General features: G+C 48.5%; 19 protein-coding genes. 6 read left to right on the top strand and 13 right to left on the bottom strand.

The window, feature by feature from the left end; translation table 11 throughout:
• Nucleotides 1–5 precede the first annotated feature (5 nt).
• The 3 genes from ybgC to ruvA are packed head-to-tail and all read right to left on the bottom strand — an operon-like array spanning nucleotide 6 to nucleotide 2,150.
• Entirely contained in the window at nucleotides 6–428 is a 423-nt protein-coding gene (gene ybgC, locus A596_RS04445) for a tol-pal system-associated acyl-CoA thioesterase (protein ID WP_039912922.1), read from the bottom strand.
• A gap of 27 nt (nucleotides 429–455) precedes the next feature.
• Entirely contained in the window at nucleotides 456–1,481 is a 1,026-nt protein-coding gene (gene ruvB, locus A596_RS04440) for a Holliday junction branch migration DNA helicase RuvB (protein ID WP_039912920.1), read from the bottom strand.
• A 54-nt stretch (nucleotides 1,482–1,535) separates the two neighbouring features.
• Nucleotides 1,536–2,150 carry a Holliday junction branch migration protein RuvA gene (ruvA, locus tag A596_RS04435; RefSeq protein ID WP_039912969.1) on the bottom strand — a complete coding sequence of 205 codons (615 nt, stop codon included), beginning with the start codon at nucleotides 2,148–2,150 and terminating at the stop codon, nucleotides 1,536–1,538.
• 190 nt (nucleotides 2,151–2,340) lie between these two features.
• Here ruvA and putA point away from each other — a divergent pair, with 190 nt between their 5' ends.
• Nucleotides 2,341–5,514 (top strand): bifunctional proline dehydrogenase/L-glutamate gamma-semialdehyde dehydrogenase PutA, encoded by a 3,174-nt coding sequence (gene putA, locus A596_RS04430; RefSeq protein ID WP_039912919.1) that lies wholly within the window; start codon nucleotides 2,341–2,343, stop codon nucleotides 5,512–5,514.
• A 7-nt stretch (nucleotides 5,515–5,521) separates the two neighbouring features.
• Complete coding sequence (locus A596_RS04425; protein ID WP_052417229.1) at nucleotides 5,522–6,115, top strand: hypothetical protein; 594 nt, start codon at nucleotides 5,522–5,524, stop codon at nucleotides 6,113–6,115.
• Between the two features lie 36 nt (nucleotides 6,116–6,151).
• On the opposite strand, the gene ruvC is transcribed toward A596_RS04425, so the two are convergent.
• From ruvC to A596_RS04385, 8 genes are all read right to left on the bottom strand, one after another.
• A complete protein-coding gene (gene ruvC, locus A596_RS04420; RefSeq protein WP_039912918.1) occupies nucleotides 6,152–6,673 on the bottom strand; it encodes a crossover junction endodeoxyribonuclease RuvC in 522 nt (173 codons plus the stop codon).
• A gap of 125 nt (nucleotides 6,674–6,798) precedes the next feature.
• Nucleotides 6,799–7,416, bottom strand: coding sequence for a helix-turn-helix transcriptional regulator (locus tag A596_RS21880; protein WP_052417228.1), 618 nt, complete (start codon nucleotides 7,414–7,416; stop codon nucleotides 6,799–6,801).
• A gap of 106 nt (nucleotides 7,417–7,522) precedes the next feature.
• Nucleotides 7,523–8,266: a YebC/PmpR family DNA-binding transcriptional regulator gene (locus tag A596_RS04410; RefSeq protein ID WP_039912917.1), complete on the bottom strand. Its 744-nt coding sequence runs from the start codon at nucleotides 8,264–8,266 to the stop codon at nucleotides 7,523–7,525.
• A gap of 113 nt (nucleotides 8,267–8,379) precedes the next feature.
• Complete coding sequence (aspS, locus tag A596_RS04405; protein ID WP_039912916.1) at nucleotides 8,380–10,188, bottom strand: aspartate--tRNA ligase; 1,809 nt, start codon at nucleotides 10,186–10,188, stop codon at nucleotides 8,380–8,382.
• Nucleotides 10,189–10,235: 47 nt separating this feature from the next.
• Nucleotides 10,236–10,493: an FmdB family zinc ribbon protein gene (locus A596_RS04400; protein WP_039912915.1), complete on the bottom strand. Its 258-nt coding sequence runs from the start codon at nucleotides 10,491–10,493 to the stop codon at nucleotides 10,236–10,238.
• Nucleotides 10,494–10,633: 140 nt separating this feature from the next.
• A complete protein-coding gene (gene mtgA / locus A596_RS04395; protein WP_039912914.1) occupies nucleotides 10,634–11,326 on the bottom strand; it encodes a monofunctional biosynthetic peptidoglycan transglycosylase in 693 nt (230 codons plus the stop codon).
• A 12-nt stretch (nucleotides 11,327–11,338) separates the two neighbouring features.
• Nucleotides 11,339–11,806 carry a DUF4124 domain-containing protein gene (locus tag A596_RS04390; RefSeq protein ID WP_039912913.1) on the bottom strand — a complete coding sequence of 156 codons (468 nt, stop codon included), beginning with the start codon at nucleotides 11,804–11,806 and terminating at the stop codon, nucleotides 11,339–11,341.
• Nucleotides 11,807–11,827: 21 nt separating this feature from the next.
• Nucleotides 11,828–12,136, bottom strand: a complete 309-nt coding sequence (locus A596_RS04385; protein ID WP_039912912.1) for a Rieske (2Fe-2S) protein — start codon at nucleotides 12,134–12,136, stop codon at nucleotides 11,828–11,830.
• Between the two features lie 198 nt (nucleotides 12,137–12,334).
• Between A596_RS04385 and A596_RS04380 the strand changes: the two genes are divergently transcribed.
• Both A596_RS04380 and A596_RS04375 read left to right on the top strand, forming a co-directional pair.
• Entirely contained in the window at nucleotides 12,335–13,672 is a 1,338-nt protein-coding gene (locus A596_RS04380) for a flavohemoglobin expression-modulating QEGLA motif protein (protein ID WP_039912911.1), read from the top strand.
• Nucleotides 13,673–13,682: 10 nt separating this feature from the next.
• Nucleotides 13,683–14,075, top strand: a complete 393-nt coding sequence (locus tag A596_RS04375) for a hypothetical protein (protein ID WP_039912910.1) — start codon at nucleotides 13,683–13,685, stop codon at nucleotides 14,073–14,075.
• 36 nt (nucleotides 14,076–14,111) lie between these two features.
• Here the strand turns inward: A596_RS04375 and A596_RS04370 are convergent, their stop codons facing one another.
• Both A596_RS04370 and A596_RS04365 read right to left on the bottom strand, forming a co-directional pair.
• Entirely contained in the window at nucleotides 14,112–14,498 is a 387-nt protein-coding gene (locus tag A596_RS04370) for a hypothetical protein (protein WP_039912909.1), read from the bottom strand.
• Between the two features lie 142 nt (nucleotides 14,499–14,640).
• Complete coding sequence (locus A596_RS04365) at nucleotides 14,641–14,916, bottom strand: hypothetical protein (RefSeq protein ID WP_152600096.1); 276 nt, start codon at nucleotides 14,914–14,916, stop codon at nucleotides 14,641–14,643.
• A 69-nt stretch (nucleotides 14,917–14,985) separates the two neighbouring features.
• Here A596_RS04365 and A596_RS04360 point away from each other — a divergent pair, with 69 nt between their 5' ends.
• Nucleotides 14,986–16,902: a di-heme-cytochrome C peroxidase gene (locus A596_RS04360; protein ID WP_052417227.1), complete on the top strand. Its 1,917-nt coding sequence runs from the start codon at nucleotides 14,986–14,988 to the stop codon at nucleotides 16,900–16,902.
• Between the two features lie 302 nt (nucleotides 16,903–17,204).
• Nucleotides 17,205–19,460 carry an FG-GAP repeat protein gene (locus tag A596_RS04355; protein ID WP_039912906.1) on the top strand — a complete coding sequence of 752 codons (2,256 nt, stop codon included), beginning with the start codon at nucleotides 17,205–17,207 and terminating at the stop codon, nucleotides 19,458–19,460.
• Nucleotides 19,461–19,558 lie beyond the last annotated feature (98 nt).

Genomic DNA, 19,558 nt, shown 5'->3' with positions numbered 1-19,558 from the left:
CTTGATTAACTCTCAATAGTATTAAGACGAAACGATTGATCCAGATGCTGGTACATAGTGGCGGGAAGCGCGCTAGGTTTCATAGACTCGGCATCGACACAGGCGATACGAATTAACCCCTCACACAATAATTCTTCGCCACGCAGCACCTGCTGCTGAAACTCTACATAAGTTCGCGCCAGTTTATGGATTTGCGCAGTTACGCTGAGCAAATTATCCAGGCGCGCAGGGCGGCGATAATTAATTTGTGCCGAATGAACGACCAATAATAAACCGCCCTCTAAAATTGCGGGCTTATCATAGCCGAAACCGCGCAAAAATTCTGTACGACTGCGCTCCATGTACTTCAGATAATTCACGTAGTACACAATTCCGCCAGCATCTGTGTCTTCGATATACACTCTTACAGGAATGTTAAATGGCTGCATAACCCATTAAATCCTTACTTGGTTCACTCACTCGATAGAATCTTGCAACCGTTTCGGAACCGGTATTCCAAAATACACATACGCATTATTGGTTAAAATCCGGCCGCGCGGTGTGCGCGCCATAAACCCCTGCTGTATGAGATATGGCTCTATAACATCTTCAATAGTTCCGCGATCTTCACTGATTGCTGCGGCCAAACTTTCCACACCAACCGGCCCGCCATCAAAATTATTTAGCATCGCCATTAATAAACGGCGATCCATATGATCGAAACCGCGCTCATCAACATTCAACATATTCAGCGCACTATCAGCCATTTTTGCAGTGACAGTGCCGTCACCTTTCATCTCTGCATAATCGCGTACACGGCGCAATAAGCGATTGGCAATACGTGGGGTACCGCGCGAACGCTTGGCTACTTCGCCAGCGCCCTCATAATCCATTTTCACCCCCAGCAAAGCCGCTGAACGCGCGACAATATGGGTGAGATCGGCGACATTATAGAATTCCAGACGCTGAACAATACCAAAACGATCACGCAAAGGGGATGTCAGTAATCCAGCGCGAGTGGTTGCACCAACAAGGGTAAATTGCGGCAAATCCAGCTTGATGGACCGCGCGGCTGGCCCCTCACCGATCATAATATCCAATTGGAAATCTTCCATCGCCGGATAGAGAATTTCTTCCACCACAGGGCTTAAGCGATGAATTTCATCGATAAACAACACATCGCCCGGCTCAAGATTAGTGAGTAAAGCAGCCAGATCACCGGCTTTTTCCAATACCGGCCCCGAAGTACTTTTGAGTGAAACATTCATTTCGTTGGCGATGATATTTGCCAGCGTCGTTTTACCCAAACCCGGCGGGCCAAATACCAGGGTGTGATCCAATGCTTCATTACGCTTTTTGGCAGCGCCAATGAAAATTTCCATCTGCTCGCGCACAGCTGGCTGACCAACATAATCAGCGAGGTATTTGGGGCGTACAGTGCGGTCAAGGTGGTCTTCGCGCTCTTTCGCGGTAGGCGCAATCAGGCGATCAGTTTCTATCATGAGGCTTTGACCCTATAAGCATGAACCCGGTGATTTTCATTCTGTGGACAAAAACTAACCTGCAATACTGCGCAAGGCGATACGAATCAACTCTTCACTTTTCGCATCCGGCTTTTGTTTGCTGGCGAGGGAAATCATTTTTGCAGCCTCTACCGGTTTATAACCCAGCGCAATCAACGCACTTTCAGCTTCTGCAAATATATCGTTATCCGTCGCAATGCTCTGAATTTCACTGTGTGCCAGCATATCACCTTGTGGCATATCCCAGTTTTTCAGGCGATCGCGCAACTCAATCACCAAACGCTCGGCGGTTTTTTTGCCAATGCCAGGCACTTTGGTCAAGGCATTAATATTGTCATCACGCACACAACGGGCAATATCGTCCGCTTCCATACCCGATAAAATCGCAATCGCCAATTTTGGGCCAACGCCATTTACCTTAATTAAAGTGCGAAACAGTGAACGATCGCGCTGCTCGCTAAAACCGAATAATTGATGCAGGTTTTCGGTAATTGATAAATGCGTGTGCAGGACAACTTCCTGACCCAGTGATGGCAGGCGATAAAACGTCGTCATAGGCGCTTGTAATTCATAACCCACACCATTCACATCCAGCAGCAAATACGGTGGCTGCTTTTCCAAAAGAATTCCGCGCAAACGTCCGATCATAGAATGCTTTTCCATCAGGGCCGATAAGGCTTTACAGGGTTTAACTGTTTTTATAGACAGTGCTTTGGTTGGCATTGTAATGGAGTTTAGACACAAGAGTCACCCATGCCAGCCGGCACCTCGGAAATATTCCGGTTCCGGTGCCATACTTGCTCCAGATGTACGAGAAAAACCCAGAGGTAGCAAACCTATGTTTTCTTCTCGCTGTTTCCCCAGGGCTCGCTCATTGGATGGCTGGCGTCAGGCCATTAGTGATCACTATTTGGTTGATGAATCGGCTTACCTTGCGGAATTAGTTCATTGGCTGGACCAAGATGAACAGCAAATCCAGCACATCAACCAGCAAACCCTCGCCTTTCTAACCCGTTGGCAACGCTCAACAGCCGGGCACAACGATTGGCCGCAAGAGTTTCTCCAAGCGTATGGATTAAATACACGCGAAGGCGTGGTACTCATGTGTTTGGCCGAATCACTCATACGTATTCCCGATAAGATTTCCGCCCGGGCATTTATAGCTGACAAACTTGCTTCCGCCCGTTGGCAAAATCGATTGGATGAGCAACACCCCTGGATGATTAATGCTGCCACCTGGGGTCTGGTATGGGGCGAGCGATTGCTGGAACCGGTGGACAGCGCCGGTATTTTGCAAAACCTGCTGCGCCGTTTGGGTGAGCCGGTTATTCACACCGCATTGGAAAAAGCCTTGCTCTGGCTAGCAGATACATTTGTGTTCGCTGCCGATATAAATTCAGCGCTGGAGCGCGCCCATGCAATCAACAGCAAAGAACCGGAATTGCGCTGGCATTATTCATTTGACCTGCTAGGTGAAGCAGCGATCACTCATCCTGTCGCGCAACAATACCAACACAATTATTTTTCTGCACTTACACAACTCGCCAACAGTGATCAAAAAAATCGTTACAGTTTATCGATAAAATTAAGTGCACTGCATCCACGCTATGAAGCATTGCAACGGGCGCAAATCCTTGCCGATTTAATTGGAACAACAACTTCTCCCGGAATTTTGGTGCAATTGGCACAACAAGCACGCGCAGGAAATATTCCGCTGACAATTGATGCAGAAGAATCCGAGCGACTTGAAATATCCCTCGAATTAATTGAAGCCTGTTTACGTCATCCTGCATTACGCAGCTGGAATGGTTTTGGTTTGGCGGTGCAAGCGTATTCAAAACGCGCGATACCTGTATTGGGATTTATTGACCAGCTCGCTGACGAACTGAAAATTAGTATTAATGTGCGCCTGGTAAAAGGAGCGTACTGGGATAGCGAGATTCACTGGGCGCAGCGTGCCGGCCTCAGTGGTTATCCGGTATTTACAGCAAAAGCGACAACCGATATTTCTTATCTTGCCTGTGCAAAATTTTTATTACACAGTCGCCATTTAAATCCACAATTTGCTACGCACAATGCTACAACTGTGTGCAGTGTGATCGCCATGGCTAAAGGTAAGCCTGTGGAATTCCAACGACTGCACGGAATGGGGGAATCGCTCTATCGCCAACTATTGATTGACCATCCCCACATACATTGCCGGGTTTATTCACCCGTCGGTAATTACTCGGAGTTATTACCCTATCTGGTGCGCAGGCTATTGGAAAATGGTGCAAACAGCTCTTTTGTAAATCAATTGAATAGCAAAGATGCTTCACTGGAATCTTTAGCGGATCACCCGCTACATAAAATTACGGAATCATCCCAACGCCTCCCATTACCTGAAGAATTATTTCTCCATACAAATGTAAATAAATCACGCCGCAATTCCCATGGCATTAATATCCAAATCGCCAGGCAACGGGAACAATTAATGGATGCAATAGAACCATGGCTTGATCACCAATGGTATGCCTGTCCGATTATTGGTGGCGGTTATGTGAAAGCAGGTTCCGTGATAAACATCATTAATCCTGCAAATAACAATGAACAGGTTGGAATTTGCATGCAGGCTCGCGCTGAAACCGCAAAAGCAGCCATTGACCAGGCCGCCGAATTTTCATCGCAGTGGCGGCAATATCCCGTAAAAGATAAAGCAATACTAATGGATAAAACCGGCGATTTATTCGAAGAACATCGCGCAGAATTTATCGCACTATTGATGCGTGAAGCAGGAAAAACATTGAACGATGCTATTGATGAAGTGCGTGAAGCTGTCGACTTTTGTCATTACTATGCACAGCAAGCACTGGAAAAACTCGCCAATCCCCTACCCTTGCCGGGGCCAACAGGCGAGCACAATCAATTGCTATTGGAAGGCCGCGGCATTTTTGTGTGTATCTCGCCATGGAATTTTCCGTTGGCGATTTTTACCGGTCAGATAATCGCTGCACTTGTTGCAGGCAATACCGTGTTAGCCAAACCGGCGCGACAAACCTGCTTGATTGCCTTTCGTGCTATCGAGTTAATGCTCACGGCCGGAATACCACCCGCAGCACTTTATTTTTTACCCGGCTCCAGCAGCGAGCTCAGCCCATCATTAACCGGCGATGCACGAATTGAGGGCATTGCCTTTACCGGTTCAACGCAAAGCGCATGGACAATCAACCGCGCGTTAGCCGCGCGCGATTCCAGTATCGCCAGCTTGATTGCCGAAACTGGCGGCCAAAATGCATTAATTGCTGATTCAACGTGCTTGCCCGAACAATTAGTAAAAGATGTTATTCGCTCCGCTTTTGGTAGCGCAGGCCAACGCTGCTCCGCATTGCGAGTTTTATTTGTGCAGGAAGAAATTGCTGATCGGGTTATTGAATTACTCAAAGGCGCTATGGATTGTTTAATCATTGGAAATCCGTGCGAAACCCGCACCGATATTGGCCCGGTAATCGATAAGCAGGAACAACAAAAATTACTTACCCATATCGACAACGCAAAAATCGAAGGCCGATTACTTGCGCAAACACATTTACCGGCCGGATTGGAGCACGGCAACTTTGTTGCACCGACATTAATTGAAATTCATAACATTAATGAACTACAGGAAGAACATTTCGGGCCGATTTGCCATTTAATACGCTTCCGCATTCAGGATCTGGAAAGCGTCATCGCAAGTATTAATCGCACCGGTTTTGGTTTGACATTGGGAATTCACACCCGCAACGAAACAATCGGCCAGAAAATTGCTCGGGAAATCAATGTGGGTAATGTGTATATCAATCGCAATATGATTGGCGCAGTGGTGGGAGTGCAACCGTTTGGCGGTTGTGGCCTTTCCGGCACCGGCCCCAAAGCGGGTGGGCCTCATTACTTGCTACGTTTTGTGCGCGAGAAAACTATCAGCAATTATTTAGCCGCTGTCGGTGGCAATATCCAGTTGCTAACACAAAAACCCTCTGCACCCAATACCGAGTGAGGGATTTATGAATAGCTATGTTGATATTAAATGGCACGAATGGAACCCCGGCTTGCATAATGGTGAGGCCACATTGCAGGATGTAATTGCAACACTGCCAGCAGCAGAATCAAATGATATTCCCTGGCGGGTAAAATTATTTGAAAACCCCGCCAGCCCTATCGCCTTTCCCGGCGCAATTAATTTAGCCCGCCACGATGCATTACATGTTTTACTCGGGCGCGGTCTGCGTAATGAAGATGAAGCGTTTGTGATTGGTTTTACCATGGGCACCAGCGATCACATCCATACATGGCACATTTATTTTTTCCGCTGGATTATCACGCATGTTTACCCCGCACCTTATAAGTTCAGTCGCCAGGATTTAATTGCATTTGAGTTGGGATTCAACTGCGGCCATACCGTCTCAATGCGCAACCTGCATCATTTCCCTTTTGAAAAATATTCAAGTTGTAAAGTGGATGATTTGCGTCACTGGTTGGGGATTAATTCTGCCAAGCTCCATGCGATTTACCGCTTGGAGTCGCTGTTGATTGCCAATAGCCGCGCGAGCCATCGACTGGATGTTGATGACAAACCACAACCGATGCGCCGGACTTAAAAGGATTGTTGTTTTTAAAAGAGTGACGGAAAAAACTTAAACAATCCGCCCACGGCGAAAACTGGATGAACCCGCCATACGAATTAAATGATCACGGGTATTTGCATGGCAAAGCGCAACAGCCAAAGCATCGGCGGCGTCTTCTTGTGGTGATGCAGGGAGGCGCAGCAAGGTTTTCACCATGTGCTGCACCTGCAATTTATCGGCAGCACCATTACCTACTACCGACTGTTTTACCTTACGCGCTTCGTATTCAGACACAGGTACATTTTGCGCAGTAGCCGCCACAATCGCAGCGCCCCTGGCCTGCCCCAGCTTTAATGCCGAAGCTGCATTCTTGGCCATGAATACTTGTTCAATCGCCATTTCCTGCGGGTAATATTGCTCGATAATTTGCGTGAGCGAATCAAAAATAACTTTCAGGCGCGCAGGCAATTCATCAGTATCTTTCATCCTGATAACACCACTGGTGACATATTCCGATTTGCTGCCAATGACATTGATAATGCCAAAACCGGTTTTGCGGGAGCCTGGATCGATGCCGAGGATAAGCGCCATAAGTTGTATCTTTATACAGTAGTTATGGCGCAGTGTTGCATGGGAAATAAGGAGACGCAAGCGAGATTTTTTACAAGCGGGCCAGCCACGTTCATACCACGCTCCAAATCACCAGCTTCATTATTTTAAAAATCTGCTACAAGTTGCAGGTTTACACGTTGCCCATCGGGAAAAATTACATGCATGGATGCAGGTTTTTGATCCTCAACCAACATCGCCGGGCTCGAAAATAACCGGTATTCATTTCCAACAAAATTATAGATTTTCGCCGAGATCAGCACCTGCTCGCCTTGACGATTGGAACTAAAAACCAGGCGAAACTGGTTCTCCAGATTTATTTCGCTCTCCTTGCCAAACTCATTCAATAGCATCATGTCCGAATAAATATTGCCTGGCGTTTCGATGGAGAGACTCACCATCACTTGCTCAGCGGCTGCATTGGACCACCAACCCAACGCAACGATTGCTGAACCGATTACCCCAATTAGGCCCCATAATTTATAGCGATATGGCTTGATGGGCACTACGGAGTTAACAACAACCGGAACATCGATTAGCGCTGACAATTCCAGTTCCAATGCCGCTGCCAACGCACCAGCCGATTCCATCGACGCATCACCGGTACGTTCAATGCGTTGTACCGTGCGCATACTTAAATCGGCAACTTCGGCCAAATGACTTTGGGTCCAGGCGCGTAGTTCGCGCTCGCGGCGCAATGCTTCTTTATTGATTTTCATATCCATAAAATTCACCTCGCGGAATCTAAAAACCTTGAGGTTTCGCTAAAACGGCGGTTTTGTATACGACAGCAATATGACATTGCAGCTTTTTTAAAGAGTGCGGTGTTTATTAACCCAACTGCTCCATAATTTCTTCCGCAATATCAGCATTGGTATAAACGTTTTGCACATCGTCCAGGTCTTCAAGCGCGTCGATTAAATTGATAATTTTTTCGGCGGCATCTTTATCTAACGAGACAGTCATGGAAGGAATCATCGCGAAGTCGGCCGCTGCAAAGGTAAAACCGGCGGCGGTGAGCGCATCTTTTACTGCAAAAAAATCTTCGAAGGCAGTCATCACATCCGCAGAACCATCTTCATTCACAACCACATCATCAGCGCCTGCTTCCAATGCAGCTTCCATTAATGCATCTTCATTAAAGCCAGGCTCAAAACTGATTTGGCCTTTGCGGGTAAACAAATAGGAAACTGAACCGTTAGTGCCAAGATTGCCGCCGCGTTTATCAAATGCATGGCGAACATCACCAACGGTACGATTGCGATTATCGGTCATACACTCAACGATAAACGCAACGCCATTTACGCCATAACCTTCATAAGTCAGTTCTTCGTATGCATCGGATTCATTAGTGCCGGCACCGCGTGCAATTGCACGTTCAACTACATCTTTTTTTAAGTTATTTAAATAGGCTTTTTCAACCGCTGCGCGCAAGCGCGGGTTATCTGCCGGATTGGGGCCACCTTTCGCTGCAACTGTTAATTCACGAATAATTTTGGTGAAAATTTTCGTACGCTTGGCATCCTGGCGCGCCTTGCGGTGTTTCATGTTAGCCCATTTGGAATGTCCGGCCATTGATAGCTCCCATTCAGCTGCTCTATAACAGTCAAAGATAAAAATAAAAAAGGTGGGCATCGCCCACCCTTTTTTTACGGATTTAAATTTTTAAGGATTTAAAAATCCGTTAATTACATACCATACTCTGGCGATTCAGTTGCAGTATCCGCTGCTTTTTTCTGATTGCGCAAACGAATGTGCAGTTCGCGCAATTGCAGTTCGTCTACTGTACCGGGCGCATCGGTCATGACGCAGGCGGCGCTTTGGGTTTTCGGGAAGGCGATTACGTCGCGGATCGAGCTTGCGCCCACCATCAACATAATCAAACGATCCAGACCAAATGCCAGCCCACCATGTGGTGGTGCACCGTAGCTCAGCGCGTCCAACAGGAAGCCGAATTTTTCGCGTTGTTCTTCTGGGCTGATTCCAAGAATCTGGAATACCGCTTGTTGCATTTCCGGCGAGTGGATACGCACTGAACCACCGCCCAATTCAGTACCGTTCAACACCAGGTCATAAGCGCGCGACAATGCATCACCAGGGCTTGCAACCAATTGTTCCGGCGTGCAGCTTGGTGAAGTAAACGGGTGATGGATTGACGTCCAGCCACCTTTGTCATCGTCTTCAAACATCGGGAAATCAACAACCCACAACGGTGCCCACTCGGTGGTGTACAGATTCAAATCTGCACCGAGCTTGCAACGCAATGCACCCAGCGCTTCGGTAACGATTTTGTGCTTGTCAGCGCCGAAGAAAATCAAATCACCGTTCTCTGCACCAACACGCTCAAGGATCGCGGCGCGCACTGGCACTGGCAGGTTTTTCACGATCGGTGATTGCAAACCTTCTTCCAGATCAGACTTGTCATTCACTTTGATGTACGCCAAACCTTTTGCACCGTAGATGCTGACAAACTTGGTGTAATCGTCGATTTGCTTGCGAGTCAATTTCTCATTGCCGCCGGGAACTTTCAGCGCAGTCACGCGCGATTTTGGATCGTTCGCCGGGCCGGCAAATACTTTAAATTCAACCTCAGTAACGAGGTCTTTGATATCGACCAGTTGCAGTGGAATGCGCATATCCGGTTTGTCTGAACCGTATTTGGCAATCGCTTCAGAGAACGGCATGTGTTTGATTTCAGCGAATTCAATGTTCAACAAATCTTTGAATAATTCGCGGAACATACCTTCAGTCACTTCCATAATTTGCTCTTGGCTCATAAAGGAAGTTTCGATATCGATCTGGGTGAATTCCGGCTGGCGATCCGCACGCAGGTCTTCGTCGCGGAAACATTTAGCAATTTGGTAGTAACGGTCATAGCCGGCAACCATTAGCAATTGCTTAAACAATTGTGGTGATTGTGGCAGCGCAAAGAATTTGCCGTCGTGGGTACGCGAAGGTACCAAATAATCGCGCGCACCTTCCGGAGTTGCACGGGTCAGGATCGGGGTTTCCACATCGAGGAAGCCATTGCGATCCAGGTAGTTGCGAATCGCACTGGTCACCTTGCTACGGAAGCGCAGGTTTTTCTGCATTTCAGCGCGACGCAAATCCAGGAAGCGATATTTCAAACGGGTTTCTTCGCCGACGGTGGTATAACCATCCAACGGGAATGGAATGGTTTTGGCCTCGTTGAGGATGGTCAACGCCGTACCGTAAACTTCAATTTCACCCGTAGGCATATTTGGATTAACTGTCGCAGCGGCACGGGCGCGGACTTTACCAGTGACTTGCAATACATATTCGCCACGCACTTTATCGGCCAACGCAAAATTTTCTTTCCCATCAGGATCAAACACTACTTGCACCACACCTTCGCGGTCACGCAGGTCGATAAAGATCACCCCACCGTGATCACGACGACCATCCACCCATCCACAGAGGGTGACTTCCTGGTTTATATGAGAGGCATTTAAAGCGCCACAATATTGGCTGCGCATAGGTTTTTCCCGTTATTTATCGACAGTAAATGGATTGGCTCTTTGGCTTAGCTGGATGCTGTGATGGAGCTGGATGCAGAGGAGGAACCGGAACTGCCCTCACCCGCGAGATTCTTTTTCTTGCCCGATTTGAAATCGGTCTCGTACCAACCGCCGCCGGAAAGGCGGAAACCGGCCGCAGAAATCTGCTTTTTCAAACTGGCCTTACCACAAGCCGGGCAATCGACCAAAGCCGCATCACTCAGCTTTTGCAGGGCTTCCAACGCATGGTTGCAGGATTCACATTGGTATTCGTAAATAGGCACGTCTTTCACCTTGATCAGAAATTCATCAATTACGGAATGCAGAGACTGCAAAAGGGTCGCGATTGTAACGTAAAAGGCTGGCGGCGAGAACCGCGCAATAGCAGCAAAAATGAGTGCAAAGCGGGGAATCTTGCGGTTTATCAGGGAATTTGCGAATAACGCATCCGCGCCTGGACGCGCGCAGCATGACGCACCACCCAGGCAGGCATAGCTTTTTCATACTTACGCGGGTTGGGCAACATCACCGCCATACGCGCAGCGGCTGACGGGCCAACCTGCGCAGCGGGGACTTTATAGTAATGTCGCGCCGCCGCTTCAGCACCGAAAATACCGTTACCCCACTCCACCACATTCAGGTACACCTCAAGAATACGGCGCTTGTCCCAAAGCCACTCGATCATCAGCGCGATAACAGCCTCTTCAGCTTTGCGCACATAGGAGCGCGATGGCGACAAAAATAAATTCTTGGCAAGTTGCTGCGTTATCGATGAGCCGCCTGCAACGGATTTTCCACGTTGCGCATTTTTTTCCAGCGCCTTTTCAATGCCGCGAAGATCAAACCCATTGTGCGCCATAAAACGATCATCTTCCGCAGCAACGACCGCGCGCTTTAAATGGTTGGAGATTCCGGTGTAATCAACCCACTGGTATTTTAGTTTTGCTTCGGGATTTGTTTCCCGCAGTTCATCCAGGCGAATCTCCATAAAACTGGTTTCTCCCGGATTCACCCACTTCCATACCAGCACATGGAAAAAAATCCATAGTTGATAAGCGAACAACACTAGCAGTAGCCATTTCAACAGGAACTTTATGGAGCGCCAGACGTTTTTCATGCACGGATAAACCTAGTTGGCCTCCTCTGGCAGCGTGCGGGTTTGCATTTTATCGGCAGCGGCACGCGCTTTTTCCAGCGGTGTTTGCATGCCGGAAGTTACTGATTTTTGAGTATTGGTTTGCGTAGCATCCTGATCGGGGGGAGAAATAGCATTTTGAATTTTTACCTCCACTTGCTCGGCACCGACACTGTCCGGCTTATCACCATAATGAACCTGACCATTGGCGTCGGTCCATTTATACACTTTTGTCGGAGCCGGTTTGGCCGCATCATCCTGCGTTAAACCATCAACCGTTTTTTTCGCTTCCGCAAACAAATCGCCCGATGAGAAAGTTTCCTTTACCGCCGCCAACCAATCACCATTGTAATTTTCACGCACCTTGGCAAGGGGGAACTGGCCTGTCTTGAGATAGACCAGGTAATTGCCAACGCCGAGCACAATAACGAGGATAATCAGTGATTTAAAAATGAAACGCATAATGTATATCCTTGATAAAAATTAACCGGCATCAATACCGATCTGATTGCCTTCGTAAACTAGCGGGATAAATTGCAAACCATTTACGCAGGCAGCACTGCGTGAACGTCCGGTACTTAACTCAAACTCGATACCATGCATAGGGCAGCGTAAACAACCATCATTATAAGTAGCGTGGGTTAACGGCGCACTGGCATGGGGACAGGCATTTTTAATCAGGCTGACGCGCCCGTTTTCCTGCAATAACAAAAACGGACGCCCGCCAATAGTTACCGCCTTACGGTAACCGTCGTAAAGCAAATGCAATTTCTCCAACGCGACAAAGGGCATGCCGGACCTCATACAGGAATTAAAAGCTGCCAAGCGGCAAACATTCTGGCGATTTCCCTCACGTATCGCCAGCTACATGCACACAGAACATGGCTACTACGACAAATTCTAGCCACAAACCTGTCAGTTAACGATAGAATAACCGGGCCTGAGTTCCGTAACCGGCGCATTCTCGCACTCAAATGTGGCAGCCTTGATATGACCGACCCTGCTTACCTGGAGCGACTGAAACAACTCTCAACGCGCCTGGTATCCCTGCAAAAACCCATTCGCATTCTCGATGCCATTAAATGGCCGGCGGGCATTGAACAACGTTTCCGCGAACAACAAGGGCGTGAATTACCAGCGTTGGATAAAGATTTTTACCAGCGGCAAAAACTGGCATTTGACCCGGACAACATCCAGCAGCTATTTAAAGAATTAAAAAATGATGTGCGCCGGCAATTAGGCCACGACGATGCGCTGGGGAAAATCCTGCAAGCCACGATTGATCAATACCAGATAGTGATTGAATTATTGCGACATCGCGGCACAGGCCAATTTGGTTATTTCAGCAAACAACTTTACGGTTCTGCGAGTGATAATTTACGCGGTGATCGTAAAAGTTTGCGCCAGATGGGTGAAAAACTTTGCCATATTTTTTCCCTGCCTGCAGTTGAACATTTGAACCGCCCATACACTAACCATATCAGTGCAGAAGAAGCCGTAAAAATTTTGCGCGAACGGATGAATGATTATTTTGGTGCGGGCGAAGTGCGTGTGCAAATCAGTGATGACATTGTGTCCGATGCATCGGCAGGTGGCGACTGTATCAAAATCAATCGCCGCTCACTTTTTTCCGAACTGGATTTACAAGTATTGGAAGTCCATGAAGGCTGGGTTCACATCGGCACCACATTAAATGGCCGCGAACAACCCTGGGCAACCTGGTTGAGCGTGGGTTCGCCGCGCATTACTGCGATCCAGGAAGGGATGGCGGTGTTGTTGGAAACCCTGACGTTCAGTTCGTTTCCACAGCGCGCACGCCGAATCAGTGATCGCGTGGTTGCAGTGGACCTCGCCGAACAAGGCGCTGATTTTTGCGATGTGTATAACTACTTCCTTGAGCGCGGCGTGACGGAGCACGACAGTTATCGCGTAACCCAGCGCGTTTTTCGCGGCGGTACCCTGACCGGTGGATCGGTGTTTACCAAGGATATTTCTTACGTAAAAGGCTTTGTTGAAAATGTAAACTTTATTCGCAGTGCGATTAACTCCGGCGTTCCCGAAATTATTCCCATGTTATTTGTGGGCAAGGTAACGCTGGATGACTTACCACTGTTGTACGAGCGCTATCTGGAAGGTGTGATCGCCGGGCCAAAATATTTACCGCCCATGTTTAAAAACCTGAATGGTTTATATGTGTGGTTTGGTTTTTCCAGTGGCATATCATCGGTGATGAACATTGCCCGCGCTCAACAACACTTCAGCAAAATATTTGAAAAACTGCCGACGCCACAATATTCGTATGGCACTACCGACGCAGAAATTGATTGATTGTAAATTTATGACGTATTACAAAGTTGTACTCTCTGGCGAGAATATTTTTTTTGAAAATTACAGTGATGCACCGGAACCTGTAATTGGCTTTGTCACTTGTAAATTAATCCAGGCAGATACTGAAGAGCTGGCCATCGCACTGGCCAAACGCGACTTACTGGTTCATTGGAACCACAGTTTTAATTCAGATCGCAAACTGGGGATGCCCAAACTCGCTATCGAATTTATCGAGCCGGTGAAGGGTTGGTTTAAACCAAAAACCACCAATGATTATTATTGGTTCACCAATGCCGCACATAAACAGGAACAGTTCGAAAAATTTACCAGGGCACCCAGCCGCTGGTTTTGGCGTAAAGATAAAAAAGATACGCCAATACCACCGCAAGATACGCCTGAATAATCCAGACCTGATTAATTAATTGGATTGGCAGTTCACTCAGCCGTTGGCAACAGCGGCTTCCTGCTCCACATTGATTAATGCCAGTAATGTCGCACGCAAACCGGGAGAGGTAATTTCTTCACTGCGCGCGGATAACGGTGAATTTCCCACCCATTCAAAACGCCAGCGAAAAAGATGAATATCATCGAGCGTTTCGCGCACTTCAATTAATTCCATGCGACGCGCATCCAGCGCCAGTTTTTCACGCAATTGGAACGCAAAAGGTTCGGCATTCTTACCGACAAAGCTGGAGGCTTGCTGGGTAGGTGCAGCGACAAATACGTAGTCGCGCCCTTGATGTTGGAGGTGATAGACACCTACACGGACAGATTGGCCCAATCGATTGTTTAACGGCGTATCTACAAACAATGGAGTCAATAACATAGAACTTCCTGCTGCGCTTTTTATGTACAGTCCAACACCTTAAACCCGATACTGCGATGCTGTTCTGCTGGTTGATTATTCGCCACTCGGTTCCGTAAGAAGTCCTTCTGATGCGGCGAGGCGGCAGTCTACGCACTATTTATTACAGTTCAAGCAAAAGCTGCCGATACCGCAAAATACCCTGAAGCGTTCCTTCAGGTGTTACTTTATTACCAGATTGCGGATGCAAAGGTGACAATTCGCCATCACAGGTACGGAATCGCCGATGCCTTACACGACACAATCTGCTAATGTCAGTCTTTAAGGCTTGGGCGAAACTGAATAGTTCCTTAAGCGTGGTGCTTTTTTTAACTTTATTTTTTGCCGTTTTTTCATCTATAACAATTTGATGGACGACTGTTTGAATATTGCGGGCCAAACTGTTCACGCAATAAACAAATCATCATTAGTCCGCTACTCTTTTGCTTTTAGTTATAAAGGAATAAACATGGACTTTCATACTCGCTACCATTTTTTATCATCGTTTTTTCGTCACTCACCATTCCGGATTGCACATCTCGCGGTGGCGATCACACTGACTGGAATATCTGCTTGCACCTTTCCGCCACAAGACACAAATGTTGGTGAGCGCAATGCCAAAGTGCTACAGCAGGACAGCCTTGGCGACAGCGCTGAGCGCGTGGTTTACCCTGAACAAAACTGGAGTGCCGCTGAAAGCGTGTGGTTCTACAATGCTACCCAGGGATCCAACCTGATTCCCTACGATCTGTTCCTGCACCTGGAGCTGCCGGATCGCGAGCAATTATTCCGTAGCGATGAAAATATGAATCGCCTGCGCTATCTGCCACAGAAAGCCTCCGCAGAAAATCCGGATTCGTTGCCGGTCGGCTGGGTTAAAGATAACTATGAAGGAAAGGAATACATCGGCTTTACCTGCGCCGCTTGCCATACCAGCCAGGTCAATTACAAGGGCACAGCAATCCGTATCGACGGTGGCGCCCCCTTGGCGGATATGGATTTGATGCTGAAAAACCTTGCCAGCTCATTGCAAGCCAGTATCGACCAACCCAAAAAATTCGAGCGCCTCGCGCGCAATGTATTGAAAGAAAAATATCCCGAACAAAAGGAAGCCTTCCGGGCAGAGCTGGTGCAAGCAGCACAGCAAATCCATCGCTATAACCAAGCCAATGAGCCGCGTGTTGGCGAACAATCAGTCGCTTATGGTTATGCGCGGCTGGATGCCTTCGGCCGTATTTATAACCGCATCCTTAACCATTTAACACCCCAGGACCCGGCTAACGTTAACCCGGCCAATGCCCCTGTCAGCTATCCCTTTTTGTGGGATACACCGCAACACGATTTCGTCCAATGGAATGGCATTGGTGATAACGAGGGTGATGGCCCAATCGGGCGTAACGTTGGTGAGGCGCTGGGTGTCTTTGCGAGTTTTGATTTGCACCAGCAGGACGGTATCAGGGGTTATCGCTCGTCAGTCAATATACGCAACCTGCAGCTGATGGAGCACAGTCTTGCAAACCTGTGGTCACCGCGCTGGGAGGACCTCTCCAGGCAACAGGTTTTACCGCCAATCAACCAGGCCCTGGCAGAAAAAGGCCGCACAATATTTATGGAATATCAATGCCTGGGTTGCCATAGCGCTATTGAGCGCACAGATCCCAATCGCCGGGTTATTGCGCAATTTTCCAGCCTCCAGACCATTGGTACCGACCCATTGATGGCAATAAACGCGTTGAAGTACACCGGCAAAAGCGGCCTGTTCCAGGGGCAAAAACTGGACCCGCGCGATCCAAGCTCCAAAAACTTTGATGCGGTGACACCGGTGTTACCGGCCCTAAGCCTGGCAACAGGAGGAATTGCAGCAGGGGCATCCGGACAATCAGCGCCCGCCAGCGACAATCCAATCAAGAGCACGCAGCGCCACCTGGATTATGAAGTCGTGAATAAAAAGGATCCGCGCACCCTGATTGCGTATAAAGCGCGCCCGCTAAATGGTATTTGGGCAACTGCACCTTACTTACACAACGGTTCCGTGCCCAGCTTGTATGAATTATTCCTGCCCAGTTGTAGCGATGGGGAAATCGCTGGTGGCAAAGCCTGTCGCCCCAACCGCTTTACAGTTGGAGCCCTGGAACTGGACCCGATCAAAGTCGGTTTCGTGCAGCGCGACCCAGCCCGATATCCTTCATTATTTGTGTTCGATACCAGCCTGCCCGGAAACTCTAATAAAGGCCATGAATATACCGCCGGAGTTACCCCTGTGTTTGTATTGGATAGCAATGGTCGCCCCGTGAAGGACGCAGATGGTAAACCGCAGATGCGCAAATTGCCGCCCATCAACGATGACCAGCGTTTAGCCTTGGTTGAATACCTGAAAACCCTATGACCCCACAACAAAGTAGCTGGCCGCAGGTACGGCCAGCTGCTTTGACAATTGCTCACAACTCTAGCCATACGATTCAAGGTAGATTGTGTAGCAGCATAAATAGACAAGCGTTCAGCTGCATAAATCAAATTGCACAGAACCGTCAGGGGCAATGAACCAATTCCCCTGTTTGACGGTCTTTATGCCACCCTGTTTTGCCCGTAAGGTGAAATCATTAGTGCCTGTCGCTGGCGATTTGATTGACACCAGACGTCGCGACACACAGAATCACCGACCAGTTTTAACCCTCAGGAACTTGCTGAATGAATATTGATCGTTTCTCGCCGCTGATACAGCGCTCCGCCCTGCTTTTATCATTATTGGCAGGTTCATTGTTGTTAACCGCTTGCGGTGGCGGTAGCGACAAAAAGTCCTCAGCCAGTTCTTCGTCTTCCAGCCTTTCCTCATCGTCACGCAGCAGCTTCAGCGCCGCCTCGGTTCCGGCAAATGGTTCCGGCATTTGGCCGAGCGTGAAGGTAGAAGCCCAAAATCCAAAGCAACTCAGTTTCCAATGGAGTGCCGTGGAAGGCGCTACGTTTTACAGGCTGTACAAGCACAATGCAGCAACTGGTGGCATCACCCAGGTTGGTGGTGATTTGACAGCCACAACGGCTACCGATGAAATCGGTGTGCATGTGCACGACTGGGTCAATAACTACTATTACGTAGAAGCGTGTGATGCGACGGGTTGCAGTAAAAAATCCGATCTTACTTTTACCGCAACCGAAATGATTAAAGCCATCGGTTACCTGAAAGCATCCAATGGCGATACGTTTGACACCTTTGGCTGGAGCATCGCCCTGTCTGCCGATGGCAAGACCCTCGCCGTTGGGGCACCCGCAGAAGATAGTAAAGCCACTGGCAGTGGCGGCGACCAAACCAACAACGACAGCACTAACTCCGGTGCAGTGTATGTATTTGTGAAGGAAAATGGCGTATGGGTCCAGGAGGCTTATTTGAAAGCCTCCAACACCGAACAACCTAACGTTAACGCCAGCAGGTTCCTGGCAAATGATCGCTTCGGCTATAAAGTTGCATTATCAGATGATGGCAATACCCTGGCAGTCTCGGCATTGCTGGAAGATAGCCTATCCACCGGCATCAACTGCAACCAGGACAACTATGAGGACAGAACTTACAACTCTTCCAATCCTGCCGATGATACTTACACTGCAAGAAGCACTAATACCGGTGCAGTCTATGTATTTACCCGTGCAGCCAAAACCTGGACCCAGGATGCCTATGTCAAAGCCAGCTATGCTGCCCTTGAATTGCGCTTCGGTGAAACCCTGGCTTTATCCGGTGATGGCAAAACCCTGGCAGTGGGTGCAACCAGTGACAGTAAATCGAAAAGCGGAATTGAGATGTACACATCTTCCTCCATGCCCGCTTGTGTTATTTATTACCCGTCCAGTAGCAGCAGCTCCAGTGTGTCCTCATCAAGCAGCAGCTCAAGTAGTTCATCTTCATCCAGCTCAAGCAGCTCAACCAGTTCTTATAGCGGCGGAACCAACTCCGGTTCGGTACATATCTTTATTCGCCGCGAAGATGGCTGGATGCAACAAGCCCAGTTGAAGGGCTCCAACGCCGAGCAAGGGGACGCTTTTGGTACCAGCATCGCGCTCTCCGCTGATGGTAATACGATTGTAGTGGGTGCAATCGGTGAAGATAGCCAGGCCAAAGGCGTGAATGGTAACCAGGCTGATAACTCTTGCTATTACCAGAACAACACGGATGGCACTTACACCATGGACCTCACCTGTAAAGATGCTTATTACACCGGTTATGGTTTGAATAATGGTGCAGCTTATGTATTCACACGTACCAATGCAGTCTGGACCCAGGAAGCGTACCTGAAACCAGCAACCACCTTCTTCTCTACCCTGTTCGGTTCCAGCGTGGATATTTCCGGTGATGGCAATACCTTGGTGGTCGGCGCAAGGGGTGATACTACGGATAAACTGGATACCAGCAACGCTGACAATATTGATAAAGCCAAGGTACAGGAAATCGCCAAACAACTGTTCTCGGGCTCCGTGTATGTATTCGCGCGTTCAGGAACTACCTGGGCCCAGGAAGCTTATTTAAAACCCTCCACAGTCACTATCGGTGGCGAGTTCGGTGGTGATGTCAGCCTGTCGCAAGATGGCAAAACCCTTGCCGTAGGTTCGTTCCGCGATCCAAGCAACGCCAAAGGTATTAATGGCGACCAGGGCGACACCAGTGCGGAACGTGCCGGTGCCGTATTTGTATACACTCGCAACAACAGTGTGTGGACCCAACAAAGCTACGTTAAAGCCAGCAACACCGACAAAGATGATCGCTTTGGCTTGAATGTAGATTTATCCGGCGATGGCCAAACCCTGGCCGTGGGTGCACATCGCGAAGCGGGTCGCGGCTATGCATCGGCAACGTCAAATTCCAGCCAAAGCAGTAGCAGTGCTTCAAGCTTGCCGGCAGGCGTTTTGGATCAAAACGACAACAGCCTGGAAGCATCCGGAGCGGTTTACCTGTTCTAATACAGCAGCTTTCACCCCATAAAAAAACGGGAGGCCAAAAGCCTCCCGTTTTTTATTGCGTAATATTCAATCCAAATCCTAAACGCAAATTGTTTTAT

The sequence above is a fragment of the Cellvibrio mixtus subsp. mixtus J3-8 genome, from assembly GCF_000766945.1.
Lineage (GTDB): Bacteria > Pseudomonadota > Gammaproteobacteria > Pseudomonadales > Cellvibrionaceae > Cellvibrio > Cellvibrio mixtus_A.
Note: the sequence above shows the minus strand (reverse complement) of the source record. Positions and strands in the feature narration are given on the sequence as shown.

Coding starts and splice junctions, on each gene's coding strand:
- ybgC (WP_039912922.1), bottom strand. CDS start 428: ATGCAGCCATTTAACATTCCTGTAAGAGTGTATATCGAAGACACAGAT.
- ruvB (WP_039912920.1), bottom strand. CDS start 1,481: ATGATAGAAACTGATCGCCTGATTGCGCCTACCGCGAAAGAGCGCGAA.
- ruvA (WP_039912969.1), bottom strand. CDS start 2,150: ATGATCGGACGTTTGCGCGGAATTCTTTTGGAAAAGCAGCCACCGTAT.
- putA (WP_039912919.1), top strand. CDS start 2,341: ATGTTTTCTTCTCGCTGTTTCCCCAGGGCTCGCTCATTGGATGGCTGG.
- A596_RS04425 (WP_052417229.1), top strand. CDS start 5,522: ATGAATAGCTATGTTGATATTAAATGGCACGAATGGAACCCCGGCTTG.
- ruvC (WP_039912918.1), bottom strand. CDS start 6,673: ATGGCGCTTATCCTCGGCATCGATCCAGGCTCCCGCAAAACCGGTTTT.
- A596_RS21880 (WP_052417228.1), bottom strand. CDS start 7,416: ATGGATATGAAAATCAATAAAGAAGCATTGCGCCGCGAGCGCGAACTA.
- A596_RS04410 (WP_039912917.1), bottom strand. CDS start 8,266: ATGGCCGGACATTCCAAATGGGCTAACATGAAACACCGCAAGGCGCGC.
- aspS (WP_039912916.1), bottom strand. CDS start 10,188: ATGCGCAGCCAATATTGTGGCGCTTTAAATGCCTCTCATATAAACCAG.
- mtgA (WP_039912914.1), bottom strand. CDS start 11,326: ATGAAAAACGTCTGGCGCTCCATAAAGTTCCTGTTGAAATGGCTACTG.
- A596_RS04390 (WP_039912913.1), bottom strand. CDS start 11,806: ATGCGTTTCATTTTTAAATCACTGATTATCCTCGTTATTGTGCTCGGC.
- A596_RS04385 (WP_039912912.1), bottom strand. CDS start 12,136: ATGCCCTTTGTCGCGTTGGAGAAATTGCATTTGCTTTACGACGGTTAC.
- A596_RS04380 (WP_039912911.1), top strand. CDS start 12,335: ATGACCGACCCTGCTTACCTGGAGCGACTGAAACAACTCTCAACGCGC.
- A596_RS04375 (WP_039912910.1), top strand. CDS start 13,683: ATGACGTATTACAAAGTTGTACTCTCTGGCGAGAATATTTTTTTTGAA.
- A596_RS04370 (WP_039912909.1), bottom strand. CDS start 14,498: ATGTTATTGACTCCATTGTTTGTAGATACGCCGTTAAACAATCGATTG.
- A596_RS04360 (WP_052417227.1), top strand. CDS start 14,986: ATGGACTTTCATACTCGCTACCATTTTTTATCATCGTTTTTTCGTCAC.
- A596_RS04355 (WP_039912906.1), top strand. CDS start 17,205: ATGAATATTGATCGTTTCTCGCCGCTGATACAGCGCTCCGCCCTGCTT.